Raw genomic sequence first — 21,367 nt, 5'->3', positions numbered from 1 at the left:
TCATTAACGCAGACCAACTTGCAAGACAGTTATGACATCATTGCAAAATTTCAACGTACTTTTGGGCATTACCGGCGGCATTGCAGCCTATAAAACGCCTGATTTAGTACGTAAATTAAAAGCTCAGGGAGCTAACGTCAGAGTCGTCGTTACCGAATCGGCAAAGTCTTTTGTAAGCCCGTTAGCGCTACAAGCCGTGTCGGGTAACACAGTCTCAGATAATATCCTCGACCCCGCCGCCGAAGCCGCAATGGGGCACATAGAATTAGCGCGCTGGGCAGACATTCTGCTCGTTGCTCCCGCCACGGCCAATTTCATCGCCAAACTGGCCAACGGCTTGGCAGATGATCTACTCAGCACCTTATGCCTGGCAACCAACGCTCCGATTTACATTGCTCCCGCAATGAATCAACAGATGTGGTTTGCCAGTGCCACGGTAGAAAACATGCAGATACTGGAAACCCGAGGCATTGGCATTTTTGGTCCGGATCAGGGTGAACAGGCTTGCGGTGAAGTCGGCCCCGGCAGGATGATGGAACCCGAGCAGTTGGTCAGTGAACTGGGAAAGGTCATCACCCATCCCATTCTCAAAGGCAAGCGCATCACCATCACCGCAGGGCCAACCAGAGAACATATTGATCCCGTTCGATATATCACCAATCACAGTTCTGGAAAAATGGGCTATGCTCTAGCGAGGGCAGCAAAACTCATGGGCGCAGAGGTAACGCTGGTATCCGGCCCGGTAAATATTACTGCGCCGAATGTAGATAAACTACATAAAGTTGTCACTGCAGAAGATATGCTGAATACCGTCATGAAAGATATCAAAGATTGCGATATTTTCATTGGCTGCGCCGCCGTGGCAGACTACAGGCCAACAGAATCAGTTGACCATAAAATAAAGAAAAGTAACATAGAGCTCACATTAACTTTTGTGCGCAATCCAGACATTCTAGCGTCTGTTGCCGCGCTGAAAGACGGCCCATTTACCGTCGGCTTTGCAGCAGAAACGCAAAATGTAAGTGAGTACGCAAAAGACAAACTACAGCGCAAGAAACTCGATATGATCGCGGCGAACGATGTATCACAGCGAGACATCGGATTTAATAGCGACGACAATCGCTTACATGTATTTTGGAAATCAGGCGATATCCAGCTTGATAAAGCTGACAAATTAACTTTGGCAACACAATTATTACAACTAATATCAGAACACTTTAACGATGCACAAAATTGACGTAAAAATTCTGGATCCTCGAATCGGTAAAGAGTTTCCTTTACCGGAATATGCAACTCCAGGCTCCGCAGGTATGGACTTACGCGCCTGCCTTGATACGCCACTCGTGGTAGAACCCGGACATACACATTTGGTCAAAACCGGGCTAGCCATTCACATTGCAGACCCCGGATTATGCGCCACCATCCTTCCACGTTCAGGACTTGGGCATAAAAAAGGCATCGTTTTAGGTAATTTAGTCGGACTCATTGACTCCGATTATCAGGGAGAATTAATGGTTTCAGTATGGAATCGCGGACAAGAAACCTTTACCATGCAACCCGGTGAACGAATTGCCCAATTAGTCATCATGCCTGTTGTTCAGGCACATTTTGAAGTGGTGCAAGACTTTACTAATAGCGAACGAGGCGAAGGTGGCTTTGGCTCCTCGGGAACCCATTAATTCAGGAAAGACTATGCCAGCGACTAAAAAGAACAACCGCCGTGGACAAATTCTTCAATGCCTAGCCAGCATGTTGGAAGCAAACCACGGACAACGCATTACCACTGCCAAGCTTGCCGCGGAAGTGGGCGTGTCTGAAGCAGCGCTATATCGACACTTTCCAAGCAAAGCCCGCATGTTCGAGGGACTTATTGAGTTTATTGAAGATACGTTATTCAGCCGCATCAATAAAATCCTCGAAGATGAAAAAGACACCGCGGTTCGTTGCCAACATATCATGCATTTAATCCTTGGATTTGCAGAGAAGAATCCAGGTATTAGCCGCATTCTGAACGGTGATGCGTTGCAAGGCGAGCAAGAAAGACTGCGCACCCGAATTGCTCAGCTATTCGAGCGCCTTGAGACTCAAATGAAGCAAATTTTGCGCGAAAGAAAGCTGCGTGAAGGCAAATCTCTACCAGCCGATGAAGCACATATCGCCAATATCCTGATTTGCTTTGTTGATGGCCGCATTAGCCAATTTGTACGCTCTGAATTTGCGCATCGCCCGACCGAGAATTTTTCAGCTCAATGGCAGTTTATTCGTAGTCGCTTTTTTGAATAATAGATAACAAACTGAATTGAAAAAGCCCCTGAAGACATCTTCTTAACAGGGGCTTTTTTGTAACTAATACCTGCTCATGACGACTATCTACGGTTACTTACGACTAAAAGTCTCACCAAAGAAATCACCGTCATTCCAAGCCGGCCGCTTGTCTTGATTCGCCACTTCTTCACCCACCAGCAAATTCACTTGGGTAAATTTCAAGATAGCATTGTCATTAAATGCGTCACTAAACTCGTCGCTAGGCAAATGGTAGTGATCACGGAAAAAACCAGCAAACAACTTAGCACCATCCTCACCTTCAACTTTACTTTTCAGCCCAGGCATCAAAAACACGGACGGAATTCCCTGCTTAACAAAATTATAGTGATCAGAACGAGTGAAAATAGCCTGCTCAGGCCAAGGGTCAGGGCTTAAGGTTAACCCTAATTTATTCACGGCATTACTTACTGAATTCGCTAAATCACTGTGGTTTGAACCAAACGCAATAACATCAGCAAAATCCCAAAGCAGTACAGGCATGTCGAGGTTAATATTGGCTACGATTTGTTCAACTGGAACCGTTGGATTATTGGCAAAATAGCTGGATCCTAATAATCCCTTCTCTTCACCTGTAACAGCAACAAACAGAAGTGAGCGCTTTGGTCTTGGCATTTGACTGAACAAACGAGCCGTTTCCAACATTACCGCCATACCAGAAGCATTATCCATCGCACCATTATTGATACGGTCTTTCTTCACAGATTTAGCGATTCCAATGTGATCCGTATGAGCGCTATACACGACATATTCTTTCTTAAGCTCAGGATCGCTACCCTCTAACAAAGCAACCACATTAGGACTGGTAATTTCTTTAAATTCGCTTTTTGTGGACATCGACAGCTCAACGTCCAGCTCAAATCCTTTCGGTACTTCATCTTGCTCCAACTGAGCATAAATAGACTCTATGCTTTGAGGCGCGTTCTTAAACAACATCTCTGCCGCTTCACGACTAAAGTATGCCGAATTTTTGATTTGCGGGAACGTATTATCGGGTGTGCCGTCGTCGTGTAACCAGCGTACATTTGGTGTATGAAGCTGGTTCAACAAGCGACTATAAGGTCGAATAGACTCTGCTGTCGGCGTGCTCAAGGTAACTATGCCTATAGCGCCTCGTTCTACGGCATAATGCGACCTCTGACTTCCTGAAGCAAAATGTGCTCCTTCTTCGCTTGGGAAAAACTTCGGCTTGCCAGACAACATCACGACTATTTTTCCTTTTACATCAAGCCCTGCATAATCGTCATGCTTTAATTCAGGAGCCACAATTCCATAGCCAACAAACACCAGCTTTCCTTGCACTTCGGCTTGCTCATAATCAGCACTGGGGTTGGCAATATATTGCTTGGGAAAGCTCAGTTCTACCGTTTCACCCTGAGCAGTAAACGACAGTTTGGGCGAAGCCTGATCCAGAAATGACTGTCTGAATTTAATGCGCTGCATATAAGTGCCATTATCTCCAGCGGGCTTTAAACCAAACTGACGAAAATGAGATGCCATGTACAAAGATGCTATTTCATGCCCAGGGGAGCCAGTATCTCGTCCTTGTAACTCGTCATGTGACAACATCCATAAATGCGCCTTAATAGCTTCCAGATTCGCCTTTTCTGGTGCAGCAAAGGCCGATGGTACTGACAAAACAAAAGCCAAAAAGCTGCCAAGAAAATATGGTATTAACCGCTCCATAATAAAATCTCTCAAGTGTTAGGGCGTGTCTTAGGTGGAGCAACACTATGCGATACAAGGTTAATTTTCCAGCTTGACTGAGAGTATTTATTCATTATGCTCAAAGAATAGCTATTCTTCGGGAATTATTATGGCCAGAAAAGCCCAATATAACGTAGAAGATGTATTGTCTGACGCCATCCAGATTTTTCTGGAGCATGGATATAATGGTGCGGTCATGGATGAAATCATTGCTCGAACCGACTTCAACCGACGCGGTTTTTATATGGAGTTTGGTAGTAAGCAATCGTTTTTATATAAAGTGCTAGACCACTATCAAAGCACTCAACTCAATCCCATTTTTTCTCATCTTGAAGCCAACCATGGACTGCCTTCCATTTACCAATTTTTCAAAGAATATATTGAAATAGTTAAAGGCCGGGGTTGTTTACTGGTGAACTGCATTACAGAATTAGGCTTCGATGACGAAAAAATTAGAGAGATTGGCAGGCATCACCTGGATAGGTTGGAAATAGGGTTTATTGGCTGTCTTGAAAAAGCCGTGGAGCAAGGGCAAGTGAAAAACACTATCAATATTGAAGCAAGCGCATTGCAGTTGTGCAACTACATTCAGGGATTCGCTGTAACCGCTATTTTAGCCGGTCACACAGACGAACTGGATTTGGCCGTTAACTCTTTACTGGATCCTTTGGCAGCATAACATGGCAGAATTCAAACGAGCACGTAACGCCAAAGCAAAAGAAGCTAGACGCCACGGCATTCTTGAAGCAGCAGCTACACTATTCAAGGCTAACCCAACCTCACTTCCCACCACCAGCCAAATCAGTAGCTATTGTGATATCAGTAAAGGTGCGCTGTATTTGTACTTCAAAAGCAAAGAAGAGATCTTTCTGGCAATTATTGAAACACATTTTCTGGAATGGCTAAGCATCTTCGATATCAAAAAGCAGGGTAATAAACCGCAAAATCTGGATACCATTGCATTGTTCGGCTTGCTGGATAAAGCCTGCACTTACATGCAAGACAACCCTATTTTTTTGCAGCTTGCCTGCATGAGTAGCAGTGTGATTGAACCGAATGTCGATAGTAAAATCCTGCTACATCACAAGAATCATTTAGGACTGGAGATCAACAAAGTCAGCCATTCACTGGGAGATAACACCAAGTTGCTAACGCACTCCCAGATTGCCCCTTTACTAATGCGTAGCTACGCAACCCTGTTAGGATTATGGCAGGTATCCCATCCACTTGAACCTATTGCCAAAGTATTACAGTCTTCCAGCATGCATGTGATTACACCGGATTTTCCATCCACATCACGAGACATGCTAAAAGATATCTGGCAATTAGCGATCCAAGCAAATAAACCCGAAAAAAGCGGGCTTTTGGGCAAGTTATTCTCTCGATAAAAACGACAATAAATGCGCCATTGAAAGACTTGGCGAAACAGTCATTGGTCGCTAAAATGCGGCCCTGAATTTCAATATCAACAAGTCGCTTCTAACTTTTGTTAGGCAGGTAAATCAACAATGAGTGCGTCGAAAAAACCGTTATATCGTATTGAGTTCATGAACAACGGTGAACACTATGAGTTGTATGTTCATGAAGTGTCGCAAAGTAACCTCTTTGGTTTTATAGAAATCGCAGACTTTGTCTGGGATACACATACAGCGATAGTGCTCGACCCCAGTCACGAAAAGCTTAAGTCTGAGTTCGCAGACGTAAACCGAACATTCATTCCCCTACACAGTGTATTGAAAATCGACGAAGTGAAAAAACAAGGCACCGCCAAGATCACTGAACTCAATGACAAAGTGACGCAGTTCCCTCGCCCAATCTATACACCCAAGAATTAGAACGCACCTTGCTTTAAAATCCCAGTGTCGCATGGACGCGACTGTAAAGACGGCTTCCCGATTTTCATAGCAGACAAGATAGCCATATATAAATCAGAGAGTTATGATTACCCAGATCTAATGACTGAGTAATGAAACCCTATGAAACAGCTTTTGCTTTGTATATTTGCTATCTTAACGCTTCCAGCCTACGCCACACCGGCACAAGAGTTATCTGAATTATTGGACGAAATTTATCAATATGAAATGCAGGTAGTTCATCCTATAGAGGCCACGATTCGAGGATTTGAAGCATCAAATAACAAACTGCCAGATGCATCTGAAGAAACCTTGGAATCCTATAACAAACAATTCAAAGTATTTTTAGAACGCCTTCACCGCATCGATTTTAAAGCTCTAAGCCGTACCGAGCAGATTAACTACCAGGTACAAGAATATTACTTGCTTGATTACATTGATGAATACGAGATTGGCGGAAACATGCTGCCATTTACCTCAGAATCGGGTTTTTTTAGCAGCTTATCCTTTCTGCCAAGCATTCATCAGTTCAAAACAGAAAAAGACTATCAGGACTATTTATCCCGCCTATCTCAATTTCCAGAATATTTTGAGCAACAGATACATTGGCTGAAAAAGGGTATAGCGACAGGAATGACACAACCTAAAGCGATTTTGGATGGCTTACCAGAAACCGTTGCCAATTTTTATCAAATGGAACCAGAAAAAAGCGGTTACTATCGTCCGTTTACTCAATTTTCTAATGCCAAATTATCATCGGAACAACAAAAAGCGCTGCAAGACAAAGCCAGGGACATTATCCAGAACAAAGTGTTCCCTTCTTATCAAACCCTGCATACATTCCTATTAGAAGAATATATCCCAAAGGCTAAAACCGACATTTCGGCTCATGCATGGAAAAACGGTAAAGCCTATTATCAAAACAGGGTTTCACATTACACAACCACCAAAATGACGGCGGAAGAAATCCATCAGCTTGGATTACAGGAAGTTAAACGCATTCGCGGTGAAATGCAGAAGGTAATTGAAGACGTTAAATTTGATGGAGACCTAAAAGCTTTTATCCACTTCTTACGTACCGATCCACAGTTTTACGCCAAGTCAGAGCAAGAATTAATGCGCTATGCAGCATACCTATCGAAAAAGATTGATAGCAAACTGCCAAAGCTCTTTTCTCATTTACCCAGAACACCTTATGGCGTCGAGCCCGTACCCGCCAGCATTGCACCGAAATACACCACCGGACGTTACATTCAGCCCAACAATGACAGCGAACCAGGATATTACTGGGTTAACACTTATGCGTTAAATGAGCGCCCTCTGTACGCTCTACCCGCATTAACACTGCATGAAGCGGTTCCAGGTCATCACCTACAAATTGCTTTAGCTATGGAATTGGAAGAACTGCCTCCAGTACGTCGTTTTGGCTACATTTCTGCTTTTGGGGAAGGCTGGGGACTGTATTCCGAATATTTGGGTAAAGAGATTAACTTCTACGAAACGCCTTATGATGAATTCGGTCGCTTAAGTTATGAAATGTGGCGTGCAGCTCGATTAGTGGTTGATACCGGTATGCATAGCCAAGGTTGGAGCCGCCAACGTGCCATTGACTTTATGCTGGAGAATACCGCTCTTTCAAAACTGAACATTATTAGCGAAATCGACCGTTACATTAGCTGGCCGGCTCAAGCATTGTCTTATAAGATTGGTGAACTCACCATTAAGAAATTACGTAAGCAGGCGGAACAAGAACTGGGTGACAAGTTTGATGTCAGGGAATTTCATAAGGCCGTACTGGAACATGGGGCTATTCCACTTTCCATCCTGGAAGAAAACATTAATTTGTATATTCAGAAAAACAAATAATTGAAATGATTATTTATCCTTCAAATACTCGTTTTATCGGTGAGTATTTGAAGGTCTGTTACTTATACAGTTACCGAATCCTAACAAGAACTTTAGGTCAATAAAACAACCTATGCTTTTGCCTTGAGTTAGACTTTCTTTCAAGTAAACTAGCGCTTCTTTTTTATTGATTAGAGTATCTCCATGATTATCGCCCTATCTGTTATTGGTTTCTTGATTTTGATACTGATCTACTTCTTCGTTCGAGCTCAAGCCATTGAACGTGAGCTAAAACAAACCATGCATCAGGCCAAAATAGCAGGTTCACAAGCTAAACAAGCATTGATGTCGGTTGATGTATTAGCTTTAGAGATCCAAAAAACGCTACTGGAAAAATTGGACGCTGCACAGAAAAGAAAACTTATTGATGGCGATAACTACAATTGCGCCAAAGCACTATTTTCCAGGTTCGAACGCGTTGTCATGCTCTGCTCAGAATTTGGAATGTCGGTAGCGGAAGCAACCAAAAAGAGTTTCGCTAACTCCGACCCAGGCTTCGATAAGATTTGTGAATACGTAGCCTCCTTACCCAACGAAGTGAAGTTGCCTTGGAGCAGAAATGACATTAATAGCTTTGTTAATGCATGTAGCAATATCATTAAACACATCAATGCCCCAGGAAGCGCCTCTGGTGGTTCACCAGATAAAAAATCCGATAGTCCACAGCCTCAGTCTTAAGCCTGATTTGTGAGCCGAGCAAGAAGTCGAATGGCTTCTTGTTCATTTACAGGCATGATCGAAAGGCGATGCCCTTTCTTCACCAAACCTAACTCGGTTATTTCAGGATCTGACTTGATCGCCGACAATGGCAACAATTTAGCAAACTTTTGCTGCAATTTTACATCCACCATATACCAACGCGGATTATCAGGGTTTGATTTAGGATCATAATATTTAGATTCAGGATTAAATTGTGAATGATCCGGGTATCCTTCTTTAACAACCTTGGCTAACCCTACAATACCCACATCTGTACAGCTGGAATGGTAAATAAACACCTGATCGCCCAGCTTCACCTGATCACGCAGAAAGTTACGCGCCTGGTAATTACGGATGCCATCCCAATGCTCAGTTTGCTCAGGCATAGCAGCCAAATCATCAATGCTGAATGCATCAGGCTCTGTTTTGAATAACCAATATTGCATATTTTTCTCCATCTATGGCAATGCTCAGCTCAGATTAGCATAGGTTAATGACGAAGCTTGCTCGTGTCACGAACCGACAACAGAAACATTCTCCAAATCACTTATTGATAATCATTCTCATTTGCATTAAGTTAATAAAATCATCTATCAATGAATTTGAGAACAATTATGCAACAACAATTTCTCTGCCCAGTTCACAGAAAATGGGTTTACCTTCACCCCAAGGAAGCAATTAATCACATTCAGGGTGCAAAAGAACAAGGCGAACAACTGCGCTTTCAACATCGTTGGGAAGAAGCCCTGTCACATTTGGGCTGCGCGCTGGAAATAACCGAAATATTGATGGATCTGGAGCACCATCGCTACAGTAAATACAGCCTGCTTTACACCGCTCTGTCGGTTATTGTGGCCGACACTCAATACCGATTAAAACAATATGAAAATGCAGTAAATACATTGCAAAACAGCAAAACCTGGTTAAAAACACTAGCCGCAGAAATTGCCTCCCAGCGAGCTTTGCCAGCCAGTTTGCAAGACTGTATTCACACCTTGGAAAACGGAGCCCAATTCTTCATTGAAATGATGCAACGCAATTACCGCCATAATCCTCATCAGCAACATTCAATGCAATTACATTAAGACCTATCACTTAATGAAGAAACCCGTTGGAGAACACTATGCGAGCCTTTTCCACTCAAAACAAAGACAACTTTATTTCACTGAATATTCACGTTGAAGCACTCAAGCACTTATTAAACAGCAAGGCGCTTTATGTTGAAGATGTGCATTGCCCCGACAATGCCAGCAAACGTCAGTTACGGCAATTATTGATGCAACTGGTTATGTCTACTCACAGCACATAACCAGTCACCGATATGAGGCTACGCAGATACGATCCTGGATACCATCTTGTGAATAATCTCCTCGCACTGTTGGCTATCCATGTAACGAGGCACAGGATATAAATAGTGAGCTTCTTTCAAAGCGCCTGTCGCAATTTTGGGAATATCTTCAGCTTTTAAGGCATCCAAAGTCGCAGGAATGCCAATCTGCTCATTCAGCTTTTTCACTGCTGTAACGAACTTTTCAGCTAACACTTGAGCACCTTCGCTTTTCTCACCCACACCAATGGCCACGGCTAATTCCGCTAAACGCTCTTTCGCTGCGGGTACTGAATATTCCAAAATATAAGGCAATACGATGGCGTTCGCCAAGCCATGAGGTGTGTGATAAAACGCGCCATATTGATGAGCAATGGCGTGAACATAACCCAAATTCGCTTTGGTAAAAGCGGCACCAGCATAAAAAGATGCTAAAGCCATCGCTTCTCTGGCTTGTTCATCTTGCCCATTCTCATAACAAATCGGCAAATTCTTCATGATCATTTTGACCGCAGCCAATGCATAGTTGTCTGTTTCTGGCGAAGCATGCATGGAGATATAAGATTCAACCGCGTGGGTTAATGCATCCATTCCAGTTGCTGCTGTAATGGCTGGAGGTAACCCCAACATCAATGAAGGATCAAGAGCTGCAGCAATTGGTACTAATTTAGGATCAATGACCGGGGTTTTCTGATTGGTTACAGGATCCGACACAACCGCCGCAATCGTCGTTTCAGAACCTGTTCCTGCCGTTGTTGGCACAACAAACAAAGGCAAACAAGGCGCTTTTACTTTCAAAATGCCTGTTAGTTTACTGATAGGTTTAGGGTTGGTCAGCTTGGCAGCAATGACCTTTGCAGCGTCTAATGAAGAGCCTCCACCGATAGCCAAGATGCCTTCTGATTTGTGCTCAATAGCAACGCGAACGCCTTTCTCAACCACATCGTAGGTTGGATCTGGTGTTACTTCAGCGAAAATCGTGTATTCAATTCCCAGAGAATCCAATTCATCAGTAATGCCTTGAATAAGACCCAACTTTACCAGCATCTCATCAGTAACAATCAGCAGCTTATTCGCACCAAAATGCCCAATAGTGGCGCACATTTTTTTGGCAGAGCCGGAACCAGAATAGATAGTCGGCTTGGGTGTTGGAATAAAGATAATGACCAGCCTAAGCAATGCCATCAAAATTCGATAAAAAATGACTTGTAGGGAAAAAGGCATAACGACCTCAGAAAGCGCTTGTTTTACAGGTTGCGCTTAAAGTAACAGAAGACTTTCCCAACTGGTACTACCATTTACTTAACAATATCATTTATAAGAAAAATAATTTTTTAAATACTTGGTTTTATCCGTTCTTTTCCCTCAGATTCTCAAACTCACGGAAAGAGACGCCAAACTCTTCCTTAAAACAAGATGAAAAATAGGTAGCGTTAGAAAATCCAACCTTATCACTAACCTCTGCTACCAGCAGTCCCTTATTCACCAAACCTAATGACTTTCGTAATCTGAACTTCCTGAGATATTGAGCAAAATTGTGATCACATAACGCCGCCAGTTTTCGATTTAATTGCCGCTCAGAAACGGCAAGCAAAGACGCAGCCATTTCTCGTTTAAACTCACAATCCTGATAACGCTCTTCCATAACCTGCTCAAAACGTTTGAGGAAAAGTTGATCCTTACTCGACATAGAAGAAAATTCAGGCACATCAAAAAACTTCAACGAACCGATATTGGATGCCAGTTTCTGTTTCAATAAACGCCGAATTTCCAATAAATTTTGAATTCTTAAACGCAGCTCCTTTAACACAAAAGGCTTGGCAACATAATCGTCAACCATAGACTGCCAACCTTGAATTCGACTATCCGTATCGCCTTTGGCTGTTAGCATAATGATGGGAATATGGCTGGTTTCCTCCTGTTCTCGCAATGTTCTTGCAACATGATAACCATCGATGCCGGGCATCATGACATCACTCAAGATAAGATCTGGCTGCTTCTCCTTCGCAGCAATAAGTCCCTGAGTACCATCCGCACAATGTAAACACTCATAGTCATCAGCAAACGATTCACACAGGAATTCAGCCATATCGATATTGTCTTCGATGATGAGGAGCAGAGCTTTTGAATGTTGCAGTTCAACACTGTTTGAATCGGAACGGCTATAGCTAACCGCCTCAATATTCACTTCATCTGAATTCAGTAACAAACCTTGCGACGCAAGCTTATTCGATAAAGGTAATGACACAGTAAAGCAGCTTCCCTTATTAACTTCGCTTTTTATGTCTAAGTTACCGCCATTTATTTCCACCAGCTCTCTTACAATAGCGAGGCCAAGACCCGTTCCCTTAACATCAAACGCCTTGGCAGCATCCAGTCGAAGAAACCTATCCGTTATACGTTTTGCTTCTTCTTCACTAAATCCAATGCCCTCATCACGAACAATAAAAACTACGTCCTCAGCCCTAGCTTCTATCATCATATCCACTTGAGAATTCGCCGGACTGTATTTGATTGCATTGGAAACCAGATTAAACAGGATCCTGTACAACGAACCTTCGAAAACACCAAGGTAAATAGTGGAACAATCATTCACAAACTCATACCGCAACAAAATATCTTTCCTTGCGGCATGTTCTTTAAACGCAAAGACCACTTCTTTAATGACTTCCTGTACTTTCACTTTTGACCACTTCAAAGACTCTTGTGAATCAATACGAGACAATTCCAACACCTGATCAATGAGCTCTTGTAAATTAAGAGCGTTGTTTCTAATCAGGTTATATTGCTTGACCCTCTCAGAACTGGTGTCTTTTTCAATCAATTGTTCTATCGGGCTAAGTATAAGAGTAAGGGGCGTTTTAAAATCATGGGAAACATTAGCAAACAAGTGATCTTTCTGTTTCGCCAGTAATGTGGCTTTATTGGCTAGAGTTTGCAATTCCTCGGTTCTGCTTCTCACTATACTTTCCAGCTTTACCTGAGTTCTCAATAAAGACCGGGTTCGCCAGTTAATAACCATCCAAATCAGAAAAAATGCCACTAGCACATAGCCAACATAAGCGACTGGAGTTCTCCACCAGGGTGGCAGTATCTGGAACTTCAGAGATACAACATCCGATTCCCCACCATTAGAATGGAAATACTGCACATCGAATTGGTATAGTCCCGGGCTCAAATTTGAATAAATACTAAAATGTTCAGGCCCTAAGCCTACAAGCTCACTAGCAGAATCACTCGCGTATACCACCCAATCAGGATTCAAGCCAAGTAATCGGTATCTAAAACGTAACCCTTCAATATCTTCAAAAAATGACCCGCTGAAGTTTATTTTCAAATCATTGAATGTATGAGGTAAAGACATCAGATCTGCGGTGTTCACCAACTTTGTATAGCCCGATGTACTGGACTCATAAGCTTTTAGGGATTGAATCGTTGCATGCGGCGTAGAGTTAGATAAAACCAACTTATCGGGATGAAAATAAGAAATACCATCATCCCCACCAAAATATAGATTTCCAGAATTATCTTTTGTACAGGAATTCAAATTATAGCCTTTTTGAAAACCCTGATACCAATAGTAAGTGCTTACAATATCACCTTGATGATTCACCTTGTTCAGTGCAAGACCCGACGCGGCATAGTAGTTTCCCCTATCAACCAAAACACAGTAAACCGACGGATTGCTTACACCTGTAGTACCACTAACAAAAGTGAATACTGGATCATAAGGATCCGTAATCACCAATCCACCAGAAGTGCCAATAACAAGTTTCTTATACTCTGGATCATAAGCCAAAGACCAAATAGTAAAGTCGGTTTCATAATGCTGGAATTTCTCAGTTTCAGGATTAAACAAGTTCAAACCATTCTGAGTGCCAATCCAGACTCTTTTCTCATCGTCTTCGGTAATGCTGGTAACATAGTTATGGCTAATATCTCCATCCAGACCTGAATGTGCGAAATGAGTAAACTCACCGAATGGTGAACGACGAAGCAAACCTCCACCAAGAACCGAGACCCACAGGTTTCCCTCACTATCTTCAAACAACCGGGAAAAAATATTGTATAGCAACTTATTGTCTGTTTCGTAGAAATAACGATGCATCTGACCAGTACCCGGATTGAGTTCACTTAATCCACGATTAGTTGAAAACCATATATTTCCATTAGATGTCTGCAATACATCCATCACCCGATTGTGACCAATACTGTTTGCGTCAGATCCACGATGAAAATACTGATTGATCGTTTCACCTTCAAAATCGAAAGCCAAAGCGCCATGCTGATCTGTTCCCACCCACAGCTTGCCAGAACGATCAACCGAAAGCCCCCAAATTCGTCCCAGCTCCATTCGTTTCCAGTCTGTGGACGCTTTAGAAATGTTACCCACACGAATAAAATCGGCTCTTAACAGGTAAATCCCGGCACCGTACGTAGCAATCCAGATATTGCCATTATTATCTTGATAAAAACCGTTAATGAAAACATTGGCAATGCTAGATTTATCTTCACCTGTCGGGGCAATGTTAAGGATTTCCTCATTGCGGATCACCGAAACCCCTTCACCGTCAGTGCCGATCCAAATTTGTCCCCAGTGATCCTCGAAAATACTGGTGATCCTGTTACTGATTATACTGTTTTCAGTTCCATCTGATTTTAGGCGCTTAACCTTTTGAGTACGGACATCATAAATAGCCACACCATTATTTTGAAAGCCAACCCAAACCTTACCTTCAGACACAACTTCCAAAGCCTCAACAATACGGGAATCCACGGCGTTTTCCGTAACATCAACCAAAGGAATCTTTAGGAAGGAGTTGTTGATGAGATCAAAATAAAAAAGAACACCATCTCTGGTGGCAACCCATAAATTCTCGGAAGCGTCCATATCGATCCATTTAGCGTCTTCAAACTCATTTAACTCAGGAATGATCTGTTCAATAAATTGGTAGCTTCGATGATCCGGATCGAATAGAACCAATCCCAAAGAAGTCACCAGCCACAACTTACCATCAGACCTTATTCTGAGCGCTTTTATTGTTTTTCCCGCCAAACTCCCAGCACTATCAGGATCAATCAAGTACCGAGTGAACTTATTTTTTGCTGGATCGATTCTATTTAATCCATGAGACGTACTCACCCAGATAAAACCTTGCCTGTCGATCCCCATATCAGTAACCAGATCATGGGTGAGTGAATTATGATCACCAGGGATCGATTTGAAACTCTGGATCTTAAATCCATCAAATTTCACAACACCACCAACATGAGCAAGCCACAAATATCCTTGCTTATCTTTAACAACATTATTAACACCAACAGGTAAATTAAACCATTCATGATTAAACGAACTAAATCTAAAATTATTTTCTAACGGGTAGGAATAAGATTTGGAAGAAGAAAGGACCAGGAATACAAAGGCAAACAACATTCTAAGCATTTGTGAAAGATTACTGCTTTTAAATTTTCTAAAAAAGTAAACTAATTTATCACATACCGTCTACTAACATTTAATAATTCAGGTTCCCTCACAACATAGAATCTGCAAGCACTTTTTCATTTCCTGCTCTATCAAAAATAGAGTTTGAACAAGCAACATGTCTCAATATTTAATGCTTCTGGCTCATTATTTATAACTCGAAATTTTCTTTCCGGATTAACTTTCTCAGCGCTTCAGGCAAAAACATTAACCTGAAGAAGACTTGATTAATTATTTTTACTCGTAACAAGACAAAAAATTAATCGTAGTAATAGCCTCTTTCGCGCAAGTAATGATCTCAAATATAGGCGTACGTCCAATAGAAAGGGGCCGTTATTTGAAGCGATAAGAATGCTTATGTTGAATAAGATTTATTAAAGGAAATCTGAAATGAAAAACATCAAAACTGACAACAAAGAAAAGAAAACTCTTCTGGGTCGCAAACTGGCTCGCCAACTTAAGATGGACGAGTCCAACATGGTTGGTGCTGGTACGTCCATAACGCCGGACAGAATAGAGCCTAAATACGAAAGAATTCACTAAGCCTTTTTAGAAAAGGTTATGTAGGGAATCCTGCATAACCTCTACTCCATAAAAATTGCAGTCGCAAACCCCGTCTACCCCAACTGAATAAAGCGGAATAACACCATGAAGGTACTGATATCAACGATCTTACAAGACTTACATGCAGATGCAGTAAAATGGGCATTGCAAAAATACTACGAGACAGAATGCAAGATTTGGGTCAATTCTGACATACCCAAACATCAAACCCTTTCCATTAGCAACCTCCATCAAAATGAATTGGAAGTGTTTTCTAACGGCGCTAATAACGTTAATTTTAAAGACTTTGATGTGATTTGGTCCCGCCGCTTTTATGTGCAAAAGATCAGCAAAGAATACGAAGAAACCGATAGACACATCGCATACAAAAATCTGGAAGAAACATTAAATGGCGCTCTATCGGTTGCCAACGGTAATGCCTTTTGGATCAACAACCATACATCAGCGATGAATGCCGAAAATAAGATCAGCCAACTTCAAAAGGCTCAGCAATTGGGGTTCCACCTGCCAAAAACCCTGATCAGCAATGATGCCGACGAAGTGCTGAGCTTTATAGAAAGTCAAAACGATAAAGTGATCTATAAGCCTTTGGCCTACATGGACTGGCGGATAAAGGACTACGCACTGAAAGTATTTTCTTCCTTAGTTTCCTCCGCAGACTTTACCAGTAAAGAAGACATTCAAAGCTGTCCGGCGATTTACCAGAGTTACGAGAACAAGAAGCTGGAACTTAGAGTCATTGTAATGGGCTCAACCTGTCAAGCCGTCGCCATAGATTCCCAATCTCACGAATCATCGCAAATAGATTGGAGGCTTGGAGATCTGGAAGACAAAAGACCGGAACTCTCAACCTTTACTCTACCCGACGACATGGTGCAAAAGTGCATTTCCCTCACCCACAGTCTCGGCCTTGCCTATAGCGCCATTGATTTAATTTTAAAACCCGATGGCACATTCATTTTTTTGGAGATAAACCCCATGGGTCAGTTCCTTTGGATTGAGGAATCATTACCAGAAATGCGCTTGCTCGATATTTTCTGCCAATTTGTTCTCTCAGCTTCGCTGCAATTTAAATGGGATGGCTCGAACAGCTCAGCAACATTGGAGCAATACTATCAAACGGAAGATTATCGCTCGCTCATGGAAGACAGCCACGCACTTCATGCTCATTTGGAAACCTGAAACCAATGAGTTTAGAACAGTTGTACCGACAAGAATGCCTGGATTCTGCCTATAAAAGTTTTTATGGAGAATCCTTCATTCCGCAACCAAAGGGATATAAATACTTCGCGCTCTTCAGCATTGTTGCCATTTTAGCTGTGTGCTTAGTTGTGTTGTTGGTGCCAATCAAGCGCACGGTCATTGTTGAAGGCATTGTGCAGCCTGAGCAGCCATCTGTTGAAATAAAAAGTGTTAACCCAGGCATAATGTCCAAACAGTTCTTCAAGGATGGGGAGCTCGTGAAAGAAGGAGACAAGCTACTAGAGATTCACTCCTCAACAGATTTCGTTCAACTTGCCACTGAAATGGCTCTGTTGGATGAAGAAAAGCAAATCCTGACTTCTACACAAGAAATACTCGAAGCAGCACTCAATGCAAAATTAAAAGAATTAACGCTGTCGCAAAGTCAGCAAGCGCAATTAATGTCACAACTGGAAAGGGTTAAGGACATTCGAACAAAAATGCTGGAGTCTCATGACGCTGTTCAATCAGACGTATCGACATTAGTCGCATCAGGCACCATCAGCCGCATTGACTACGAAAGAGAGCTACGAAATTCAATGGAATATGATATTCATCGGATACGTTCAGCTAATGAAGCCAAACAGGCACAGCTAAAGGCTGAGTTATTGAGTGCAGAAAGAGATTTAACCATTGAAGAATACCGATTAAAACTGAGCGATTTAGAATACAAAACACTATCGCTACACAAACGATATTTGTCACTAAGCAAAACCTTTTATGCGACTCAGTCTGGGCTAATAACCTACAACCAAAACCTAGTGAAAGGGCAATATGTAAAACCGGATGAATGGCTATTCACCATTACCCCCGAAACCCCAAAGCAAGAAATCACAGCTCTGATACCGCCAAATACAAGAGCGCTTTTAGGTAAAACCGTTAGCGCACTGATTCAATTACCAGGCATTAGATCATCAGAAAAATGGCACCCTGCCAGAATTAATATCACGTCAGAATCCATACAACAGAGCTCTGTATATTCAGGTATTGCCGAAGGCATTCCAACTTCGTTTTATCGAGGAAAGGTTGGTAGTTACGACGATTCACTAAAACTCACTCATGGTATGAGAGTAAATATCAAGATCATCATTGCTGAACAGCCCCTATTTCACCAATTATTTAATTCGGAAGCTCTCTAAATGGCTATTCAAACACTCTTAAACAAAGCCAGGGGAAACATAAATCAACTGCCGATAATTTATCAGTCAGAAGCGGCAGAGTGTGGCTTAGCATGCCTGGCAATGATATGTGGATATTGGAATAAACATATCAGTCTGGAAACACTACGCACTCGCCATAGAGTATCGAACCGAGGATTAACAGTACAAAACCTGATTGAGCTGTCACACAGCCTTGGATTATCAGCACGCCCACTCAGAGCAGAAATCGAGTATTTGGAAGAGGCTTCTTTGCCAGCAATATTACATTGGGATTTAAAGCACTTTGTCGTTTTGAAGGCCATAAAAGGCAATCAGTTAATCATCATCGATCCCGCAATGGGAGAACGCCATATAAGCTGGAGCGAAGCAGACAAGAGATTCACCGGTATAATCCTCGAGTTAGAACCTACGATCGAATTCGTAAAAGAAAATAAGGGCGAATCATTTGGGATCAGCAACCTTCTCACGAAAGCTCACGGATTAAAGTCTGGCATAGTGAAAGTGATTTCCTACTCGCTCTTACTACAATTGGTCAGTCTGGCGCTCCCCTTATTCATACAATTTTCAATCGATGAGCTCGTGTCCCAAAATGCGATAGATACATTAAATGCAATAACTTTCGGGGTATTGGCGCTGATTATTGTCGCTTTTATTACTCAATTAGTACGAGGATATCTTCTTTTACACATGGGATATCTTCTCAGCTTTCAATTGGCGAGAAACATTCTTTCGCACTTACTTAAATTACCTATTCCCTATTTTGAAAAGCGTAATATCGGAGATTTCATATCCCGAATCAGCTCGTTGGAACCCATAAAAGAACTGCTCACAACCGGAGTTGCTTCAATATTTATTGATGGAATTATGGTGATTGGTTCTTTGGCACTGATGCTTTATTACAGTGCTAACCTCACACTTATCCCTTTGGTCGGACTAAGCCTCTATTTCATTTTCAAACGCATCATTGTGACCAGGCAAAAACAGCTAACGCATGATGAAATGCAAACCAAAGCAGAAGAATCATCCACCTTCATAGAGACTCTAAACGCCGTTTCCAGCATCAAGCTCTATAACAAAGAATCGACACAACAAGCCAAGTGGGAGAATGCCTTTGTTGATAGCCTGGCAAAGTCATGGCAACTCGGAAAATTGCAAACTCAAAGTGATGCGGTTCTTCAGTTGTCAGTAGCAGTCGAAACAATTTTAATCGTCTACTTTTCGGTGTTTATGATCTCAGACTCAACATTCTCAATCGGTATGTTGTTCGCCTATCTCAGCTTAAGGCAAAACTTTTCTGATAGGGCGAGAGCTGTAGTTGATAAATGGACAGAATACCAAATGGTGCTAGTTCACACTGAGAGGTTAAAGGAAATCGTTTCCCACGAACCAGAGCCTGCATCCGACCAACTCATACCAGAAGCAGACAAACTCGCAAACATTACCTGTTCTAATTTGTCATTCAGGTATGGTGATGGTGAGCCATGGATTTTTGATAACGCCAATATAGAAATAAAAGCAAAGAAAAACACGGCGATTATTGGCCCTTCAGGTGCAGGCAAAACCACACTATTCAAAATACTCTTAGGCATACTTCATGCTGACACAGGAATAATAAAAATAGGTGCAACAACGCTCACTCCGCAAAACACGCGAGACTTTAGAAACTCAATTGCCGTTGTGCTTCAAGAAGATCAAATGCTAAGGGGGAGCATCGCTGAAAACATTACCTTCTATGACGATGCACCGAATCAGGAAGAAATAGAAAATGCAGCAAGAAGTGCAGCCATTCATGACGATATTATTCAAATGCCCATGGGTTACCAAACCATTGTCGGTGAAATGGGACACGGACTCTCCGGTGGACAATTACAAAGAATTTTCCTCGCAAGAGCGCTTTACAAAAGACCCAAGATTCTATTTATCGACGAAGGCACATCACATCTGGATTTACATACAGAGAAACAGGTAAACGAGAATCTTAAAAAGTTAGAGATAACCAGAATATTCATAGCCCACCGACCAGAGACAATATCTTATGCCGACGAAGTGATTCAGGTAGAAAATGGAAGAATTAGTAAGGTATCCAAAGAGCTAAGCGATGAAAATGGCATACTAATTATGAGTTAAATATCTAGCTCCTTGTTTAGTCCAATCTCCCTACACTCGTCATACCGAAAAGGTGTCGCGTTATCCGGTATCCATCTAACAGTAATCCTGAGAGTAAAATGCCAGTTCAAGTCTAAAAGTTACCAGCGTTAAACCTTTCCTGGTGAGGGCTTTCAGCTCGGTCATCCAAGCACCCGCGTAGGGTGCGACCAGCCAGCCTGTTGCTATGGCAGTGACGAGCTGGTTTCAATCCACGCACCCGCGTAGGGTGCGACCATCTTGATGATGTAAAAAAACAACTCGTAGAAGTTTCAATCCACGCACCCGCGTAGGGTGCGACTGGTTTTGCTTCAACGTTTTGGCGACGAAAAGCTGTTTCAATCCACGCACCCGCGTAGGGTGCGACGCTGTAACGTTTGTAAATTTCTTGAAGTAGCGGTTTCAATCCACGCACCCGCGTAGGGTGCGACTGTTAGCGCGGTTGCCGCTATTACCAATCAGGGCGTTTCAATCCACGCACCCGCGTAGGGTGCGACATGTAGCATTCCACCAAAAATTATGCCTTTCCTTGTTTCAATCCACGCACCCGCGTAGGGTGCGACACGCGCCATGTTCAACTTTTTGAGTTCATCCGGGTTTCAATCCACGCACCCGCGTAGGGTGCGACTCTAACCGATGCATCAATTGAGGCCAGAGGATTTGTTTCAATCCACGCACCCGCGTAGGGTGCGACCATTGACCCTGATTTGGTTTCTAAACTCATGTCAGTTTCAATCCACGCACCCGCGTAGGGTGCGACCAGCCCATACCGTTAGTGTGCAACCGGGGTACGGTTTCAATCCACGCACCCGCGTAGGGTGCGACAGAGAGCTTTTAGAGTCTCTATATGCGGTTAAAGTTTCAATCCACGCACCCGCGTAGGGTGCGACGATACCCGGACATTACTTGACCTGATTGAACAAGTTTCAATCCACGCACCCGCGTAGGGTGCGACGTAATA

General features: G+C 42.6%; 18 protein-coding genes and 1 CRISPR repeat array (1 of these 19 running past the window's edge). Of the genes, 14 read left to right on the top strand and 4 right to left on the bottom strand.

Annotated features, from left to right (window positions below):
- Positions 1-31 precede the first annotated feature (31 nt).
- The 3 genes from coaBC to slmA are packed head-to-tail and all read left to right on the top strand — an operon-like array spanning position 32 to position 2,283.
- Complete coding sequence (gene coaBC, locus KIH87_RS00240; RefSeq protein WP_232359540.1) at positions 32-1,237, top strand: bifunctional phosphopantothenoylcysteine decarboxylase/phosphopantothenate--cysteine ligase CoaBC; 1,206 nt, start codon at positions 32-34, stop codon at positions 1,235-1,237.
- On the top strand, positions 1,224-1,679 hold the full coding sequence (gene dut / locus KIH87_RS00235; protein WP_232359539.1) for a dUTP diphosphatase: 456 nt from the start codon (positions 1,224-1,226) through the stop codon (positions 1,677-1,679). The genes coaBC and dut overlap by 14 nt, the downstream gene beginning before the upstream one ends.
- Before the next feature lie 13 nt (positions 1,680-1,692).
- Positions 1,693-2,283 carry a nucleoid occlusion factor SlmA gene (gene slmA, locus KIH87_RS00230; protein ID WP_232359538.1) on the top strand — a complete coding sequence of 197 codons (591 nt, stop codon included), beginning with the start codon at positions 1,693-1,695 and terminating at the stop codon, positions 2,281-2,283.
- A 93-nt stretch (positions 2,284-2,376) separates the two neighbouring features.
- Here slmA and KIH87_RS00225 read toward each other — a convergent pair whose 3' ends face one another.
- Positions 2,377-4,008, bottom strand: a complete 1,632-nt coding sequence (locus KIH87_RS00225) for a M28 family metallopeptidase (protein WP_232359537.1) — start codon at positions 4,006-4,008, stop codon at positions 2,377-2,379.
- A 130-nt stretch (positions 4,009-4,138) separates the two neighbouring features.
- On the opposite strand from KIH87_RS00225, the gene KIH87_RS00220 reads away from it, so the two are divergent.
- The 5 genes from KIH87_RS00220 to KIH87_RS00200 all read left to right on the top strand — a co-directional run bounded on the left by KIH87_RS00220 (position 4,139) and on the right by KIH87_RS00200 (position 8,465).
- Positions 4,139-4,708 (top strand): TetR/AcrR family transcriptional regulator, encoded by a 570-nt coding sequence (locus KIH87_RS00220; protein WP_232359536.1) that lies wholly within the window; start codon positions 4,139-4,141, stop codon positions 4,706-4,708.
- A gap of 1 nt (position 4,709) precedes the next feature.
- The gene (locus tag KIH87_RS00215) at positions 4,710-5,417 is read left to right on the top strand and encodes a TetR family transcriptional regulator (protein WP_232359535.1); all 708 of its coding nucleotides are present in this window, start codon (positions 4,710-4,712) and stop codon (positions 5,415-5,417) included.
- A gap of 120 nt (positions 5,418-5,537) precedes the next feature.
- A complete protein-coding gene (locus KIH87_RS00210; protein WP_232359534.1) occupies positions 5,538-5,864 on the top strand; it encodes a DUF1820 family protein in 327 nt (108 codons plus the stop codon).
- Between the two features lie 141 nt (positions 5,865-6,005).
- Positions 6,006-7,748, top strand: a complete 1,743-nt coding sequence (locus KIH87_RS00205) for a DUF885 domain-containing protein (protein WP_232359533.1) — start codon at positions 6,006-6,008, stop codon at positions 7,746-7,748.
- Positions 7,749-7,931: 183 nt separating this feature from the next.
- Complete coding sequence (locus tag KIH87_RS00200; RefSeq protein ID WP_232359532.1) at positions 7,932-8,465, top strand: hypothetical protein; 534 nt, start codon at positions 7,932-7,934, stop codon at positions 8,463-8,465.
- On the opposite strand, the gene KIH87_RS00195 is transcribed toward KIH87_RS00200, so the two are convergent.
- Entirely contained in the window at positions 8,462-8,932 is a 471-nt protein-coding gene (locus KIH87_RS00195; protein ID WP_232359531.1) for an EVE domain-containing protein, read from the bottom strand. The two genes, KIH87_RS00200 and KIH87_RS00195, sit on opposite strands and share 4 nt — an antisense overlap.
- Positions 8,933-9,100: 168 nt before the next feature.
- Between KIH87_RS00195 and KIH87_RS00190 the strand changes: the two genes are divergently transcribed.
- A complete protein-coding gene (locus KIH87_RS00190; protein ID WP_232359530.1) occupies positions 9,101-9,571 on the top strand; it encodes a hypothetical protein in 471 nt (156 codons plus the stop codon).
- Between the two features lie 38 nt (positions 9,572-9,609).
- Positions 9,610-9,795, top strand: coding sequence for a hypothetical protein (locus KIH87_RS00185; RefSeq protein ID WP_232359529.1), 186 nt, complete (start codon positions 9,610-9,612; stop codon positions 9,793-9,795).
- Positions 9,796-9,813: 18 nt separating this feature from the next.
- Here KIH87_RS00185 and KIH87_RS00180 read toward each other — a convergent pair whose 3' ends face one another.
- Both KIH87_RS00180 and KIH87_RS00175 read right to left on the bottom strand, forming a co-directional pair.
- Positions 9,814-11,037 (bottom strand): iron-containing alcohol dehydrogenase, encoded by a 1,224-nt coding sequence (locus KIH87_RS00180; RefSeq protein ID WP_232359528.1) that lies wholly within the window; start codon positions 11,035-11,037, stop codon positions 9,814-9,816.
- 124 nt (positions 11,038-11,161) lie between these two features.
- Entirely contained in the window at positions 11,162-15,070 is a 3,909-nt protein-coding gene (locus tag KIH87_RS00175) for a two-component regulator propeller domain-containing protein (protein WP_232359527.1), read from the bottom strand.
- Between the two features lie 615 nt (positions 15,071-15,685).
- Between KIH87_RS00175 and KIH87_RS00170 the strand changes: the two genes are divergently transcribed.
- The 4 genes from KIH87_RS00170 to KIH87_RS00155 all read left to right on the top strand — a co-directional run bounded on the left by KIH87_RS00170 (position 15,686) and on the right by KIH87_RS00155 (position 20,388).
- Positions 15,686-15,838, top strand: coding sequence for a hypothetical protein (locus tag KIH87_RS00170; RefSeq protein ID WP_232359526.1), 153 nt, complete (start codon positions 15,686-15,688; stop codon positions 15,836-15,838).
- 105 nt (positions 15,839-15,943) lie between these two features.
- The gene (locus KIH87_RS00165) at positions 15,944-17,041 is read left to right on the top strand and encodes an MvdC/MvdD family ATP grasp protein (RefSeq protein ID WP_232359525.1); all 1,098 of its coding nucleotides are present in this window, start codon (positions 15,944-15,946) and stop codon (positions 17,039-17,041) included.
- Positions 17,042-17,046: 5 nt separating this feature from the next.
- Positions 17,047-18,240, top strand: a complete 1,194-nt coding sequence (locus KIH87_RS00160; RefSeq protein WP_232359524.1) for an HlyD family secretion protein — start codon at positions 17,047-17,049, stop codon at positions 18,238-18,240.
- Complete coding sequence (locus tag KIH87_RS00155) at positions 18,241-20,388, top strand: peptidase domain-containing ABC transporter (protein ID WP_232359523.1); 2,148 nt, start codon at positions 18,241-18,243, stop codon at positions 20,386-20,388. It begins immediately after the preceding gene.
- A 222-nt stretch (positions 20,389-20,610) separates the two neighbouring features.
- Positions 20,611-21,367: a CRISPR direct-repeat array (repeat unit 32 nt; unit sequence GTTTCAATCCACGCACCCGCGTAGGGTGCGAC) (it continues 257 nt past the right edge of the window).

It is taken from the genome of Paraneptunicella aestuarii (assembly GCF_019900845.1).
GTDB lineage: Bacteria > Pseudomonadota > Gammaproteobacteria > Enterobacterales > Alteromonadaceae > Paraneptunicella > Paraneptunicella aestuarii.
The sequence above is the reverse complement of the archived record's forward strand: the minus strand, read 5'-3'. Positions and strand labels throughout refer to the sequence as shown.

Coding starts and splice junctions, on each gene's coding strand:
- KIH87_RS00195 (WP_232359531.1), bottom strand. CDS start 8,932: ATGCAATATTGGTTATTCAAAACAGAGCCTGATGCATTCAGCATTGAT.
- KIH87_RS00155 (WP_232359523.1), top strand. CDS start 18,241: ATGGCTATTCAAACACTCTTAAACAAAGCCAGGGGAAACATAAATCAA.
- KIH87_RS00170 (WP_232359526.1), top strand. CDS start 15,686: ATGAAAAACATCAAAACTGACAACAAAGAAAAGAAAACTCTTCTGGGT.
- dut (WP_232359539.1), top strand. CDS start 1,224: ATGCACAAAATTGACGTAAAAATTCTGGATCCTCGAATCGGTAAAGAG.
- KIH87_RS00160 (WP_232359524.1), top strand. CDS start 17,047: ATGAGTTTAGAACAGTTGTACCGACAAGAATGCCTGGATTCTGCCTAT.
- KIH87_RS00220 (WP_232359536.1), top strand. CDS start 4,139: ATGGCCAGAAAAGCCCAATATAACGTAGAAGATGTATTGTCTGACGCC.
- KIH87_RS00225 (WP_232359537.1), bottom strand. CDS start 4,008: ATGGAGCGGTTAATACCATATTTTCTTGGCAGCTTTTTGGCTTTTGTT.
- KIH87_RS00205 (WP_232359533.1), top strand. CDS start 6,006: ATGAAACAGCTTTTGCTTTGTATATTTGCTATCTTAACGCTTCCAGCC.
- KIH87_RS00185 (WP_232359529.1), top strand. CDS start 9,610: ATGCGAGCCTTTTCCACTCAAAACAAAGACAACTTTATTTCACTGAAT.
- KIH87_RS00165 (WP_232359525.1), top strand. CDS start 15,944: ATGAAGGTACTGATATCAACGATCTTACAAGACTTACATGCAGATGCA.
- KIH87_RS00210 (WP_232359534.1), top strand. CDS start 5,538: ATGAGTGCGTCGAAAAAACCGTTATATCGTATTGAGTTCATGAACAAC.
- KIH87_RS00215 (WP_232359535.1), top strand. CDS start 4,710: ATGGCAGAATTCAAACGAGCACGTAACGCCAAAGCAAAAGAAGCTAGA.
- coaBC (WP_232359540.1), top strand. CDS start 32: ATGACATCATTGCAAAATTTCAACGTACTTTTGGGCATTACCGGCGGC.
- slmA (WP_232359538.1), top strand. CDS start 1,693: ATGCCAGCGACTAAAAAGAACAACCGCCGTGGACAAATTCTTCAATGC.
- KIH87_RS00180 (WP_232359528.1), bottom strand. CDS start 11,037: ATGCCTTTTTCCCTACAAGTCATTTTTTATCGAATTTTGATGGCATTG.
- KIH87_RS00200 (WP_232359532.1), top strand. CDS start 7,932: ATGATTATCGCCCTATCTGTTATTGGTTTCTTGATTTTGATACTGATC.
- KIH87_RS00190 (WP_232359530.1), top strand. CDS start 9,101: ATGCAACAACAATTTCTCTGCCCAGTTCACAGAAAATGGGTTTACCTT.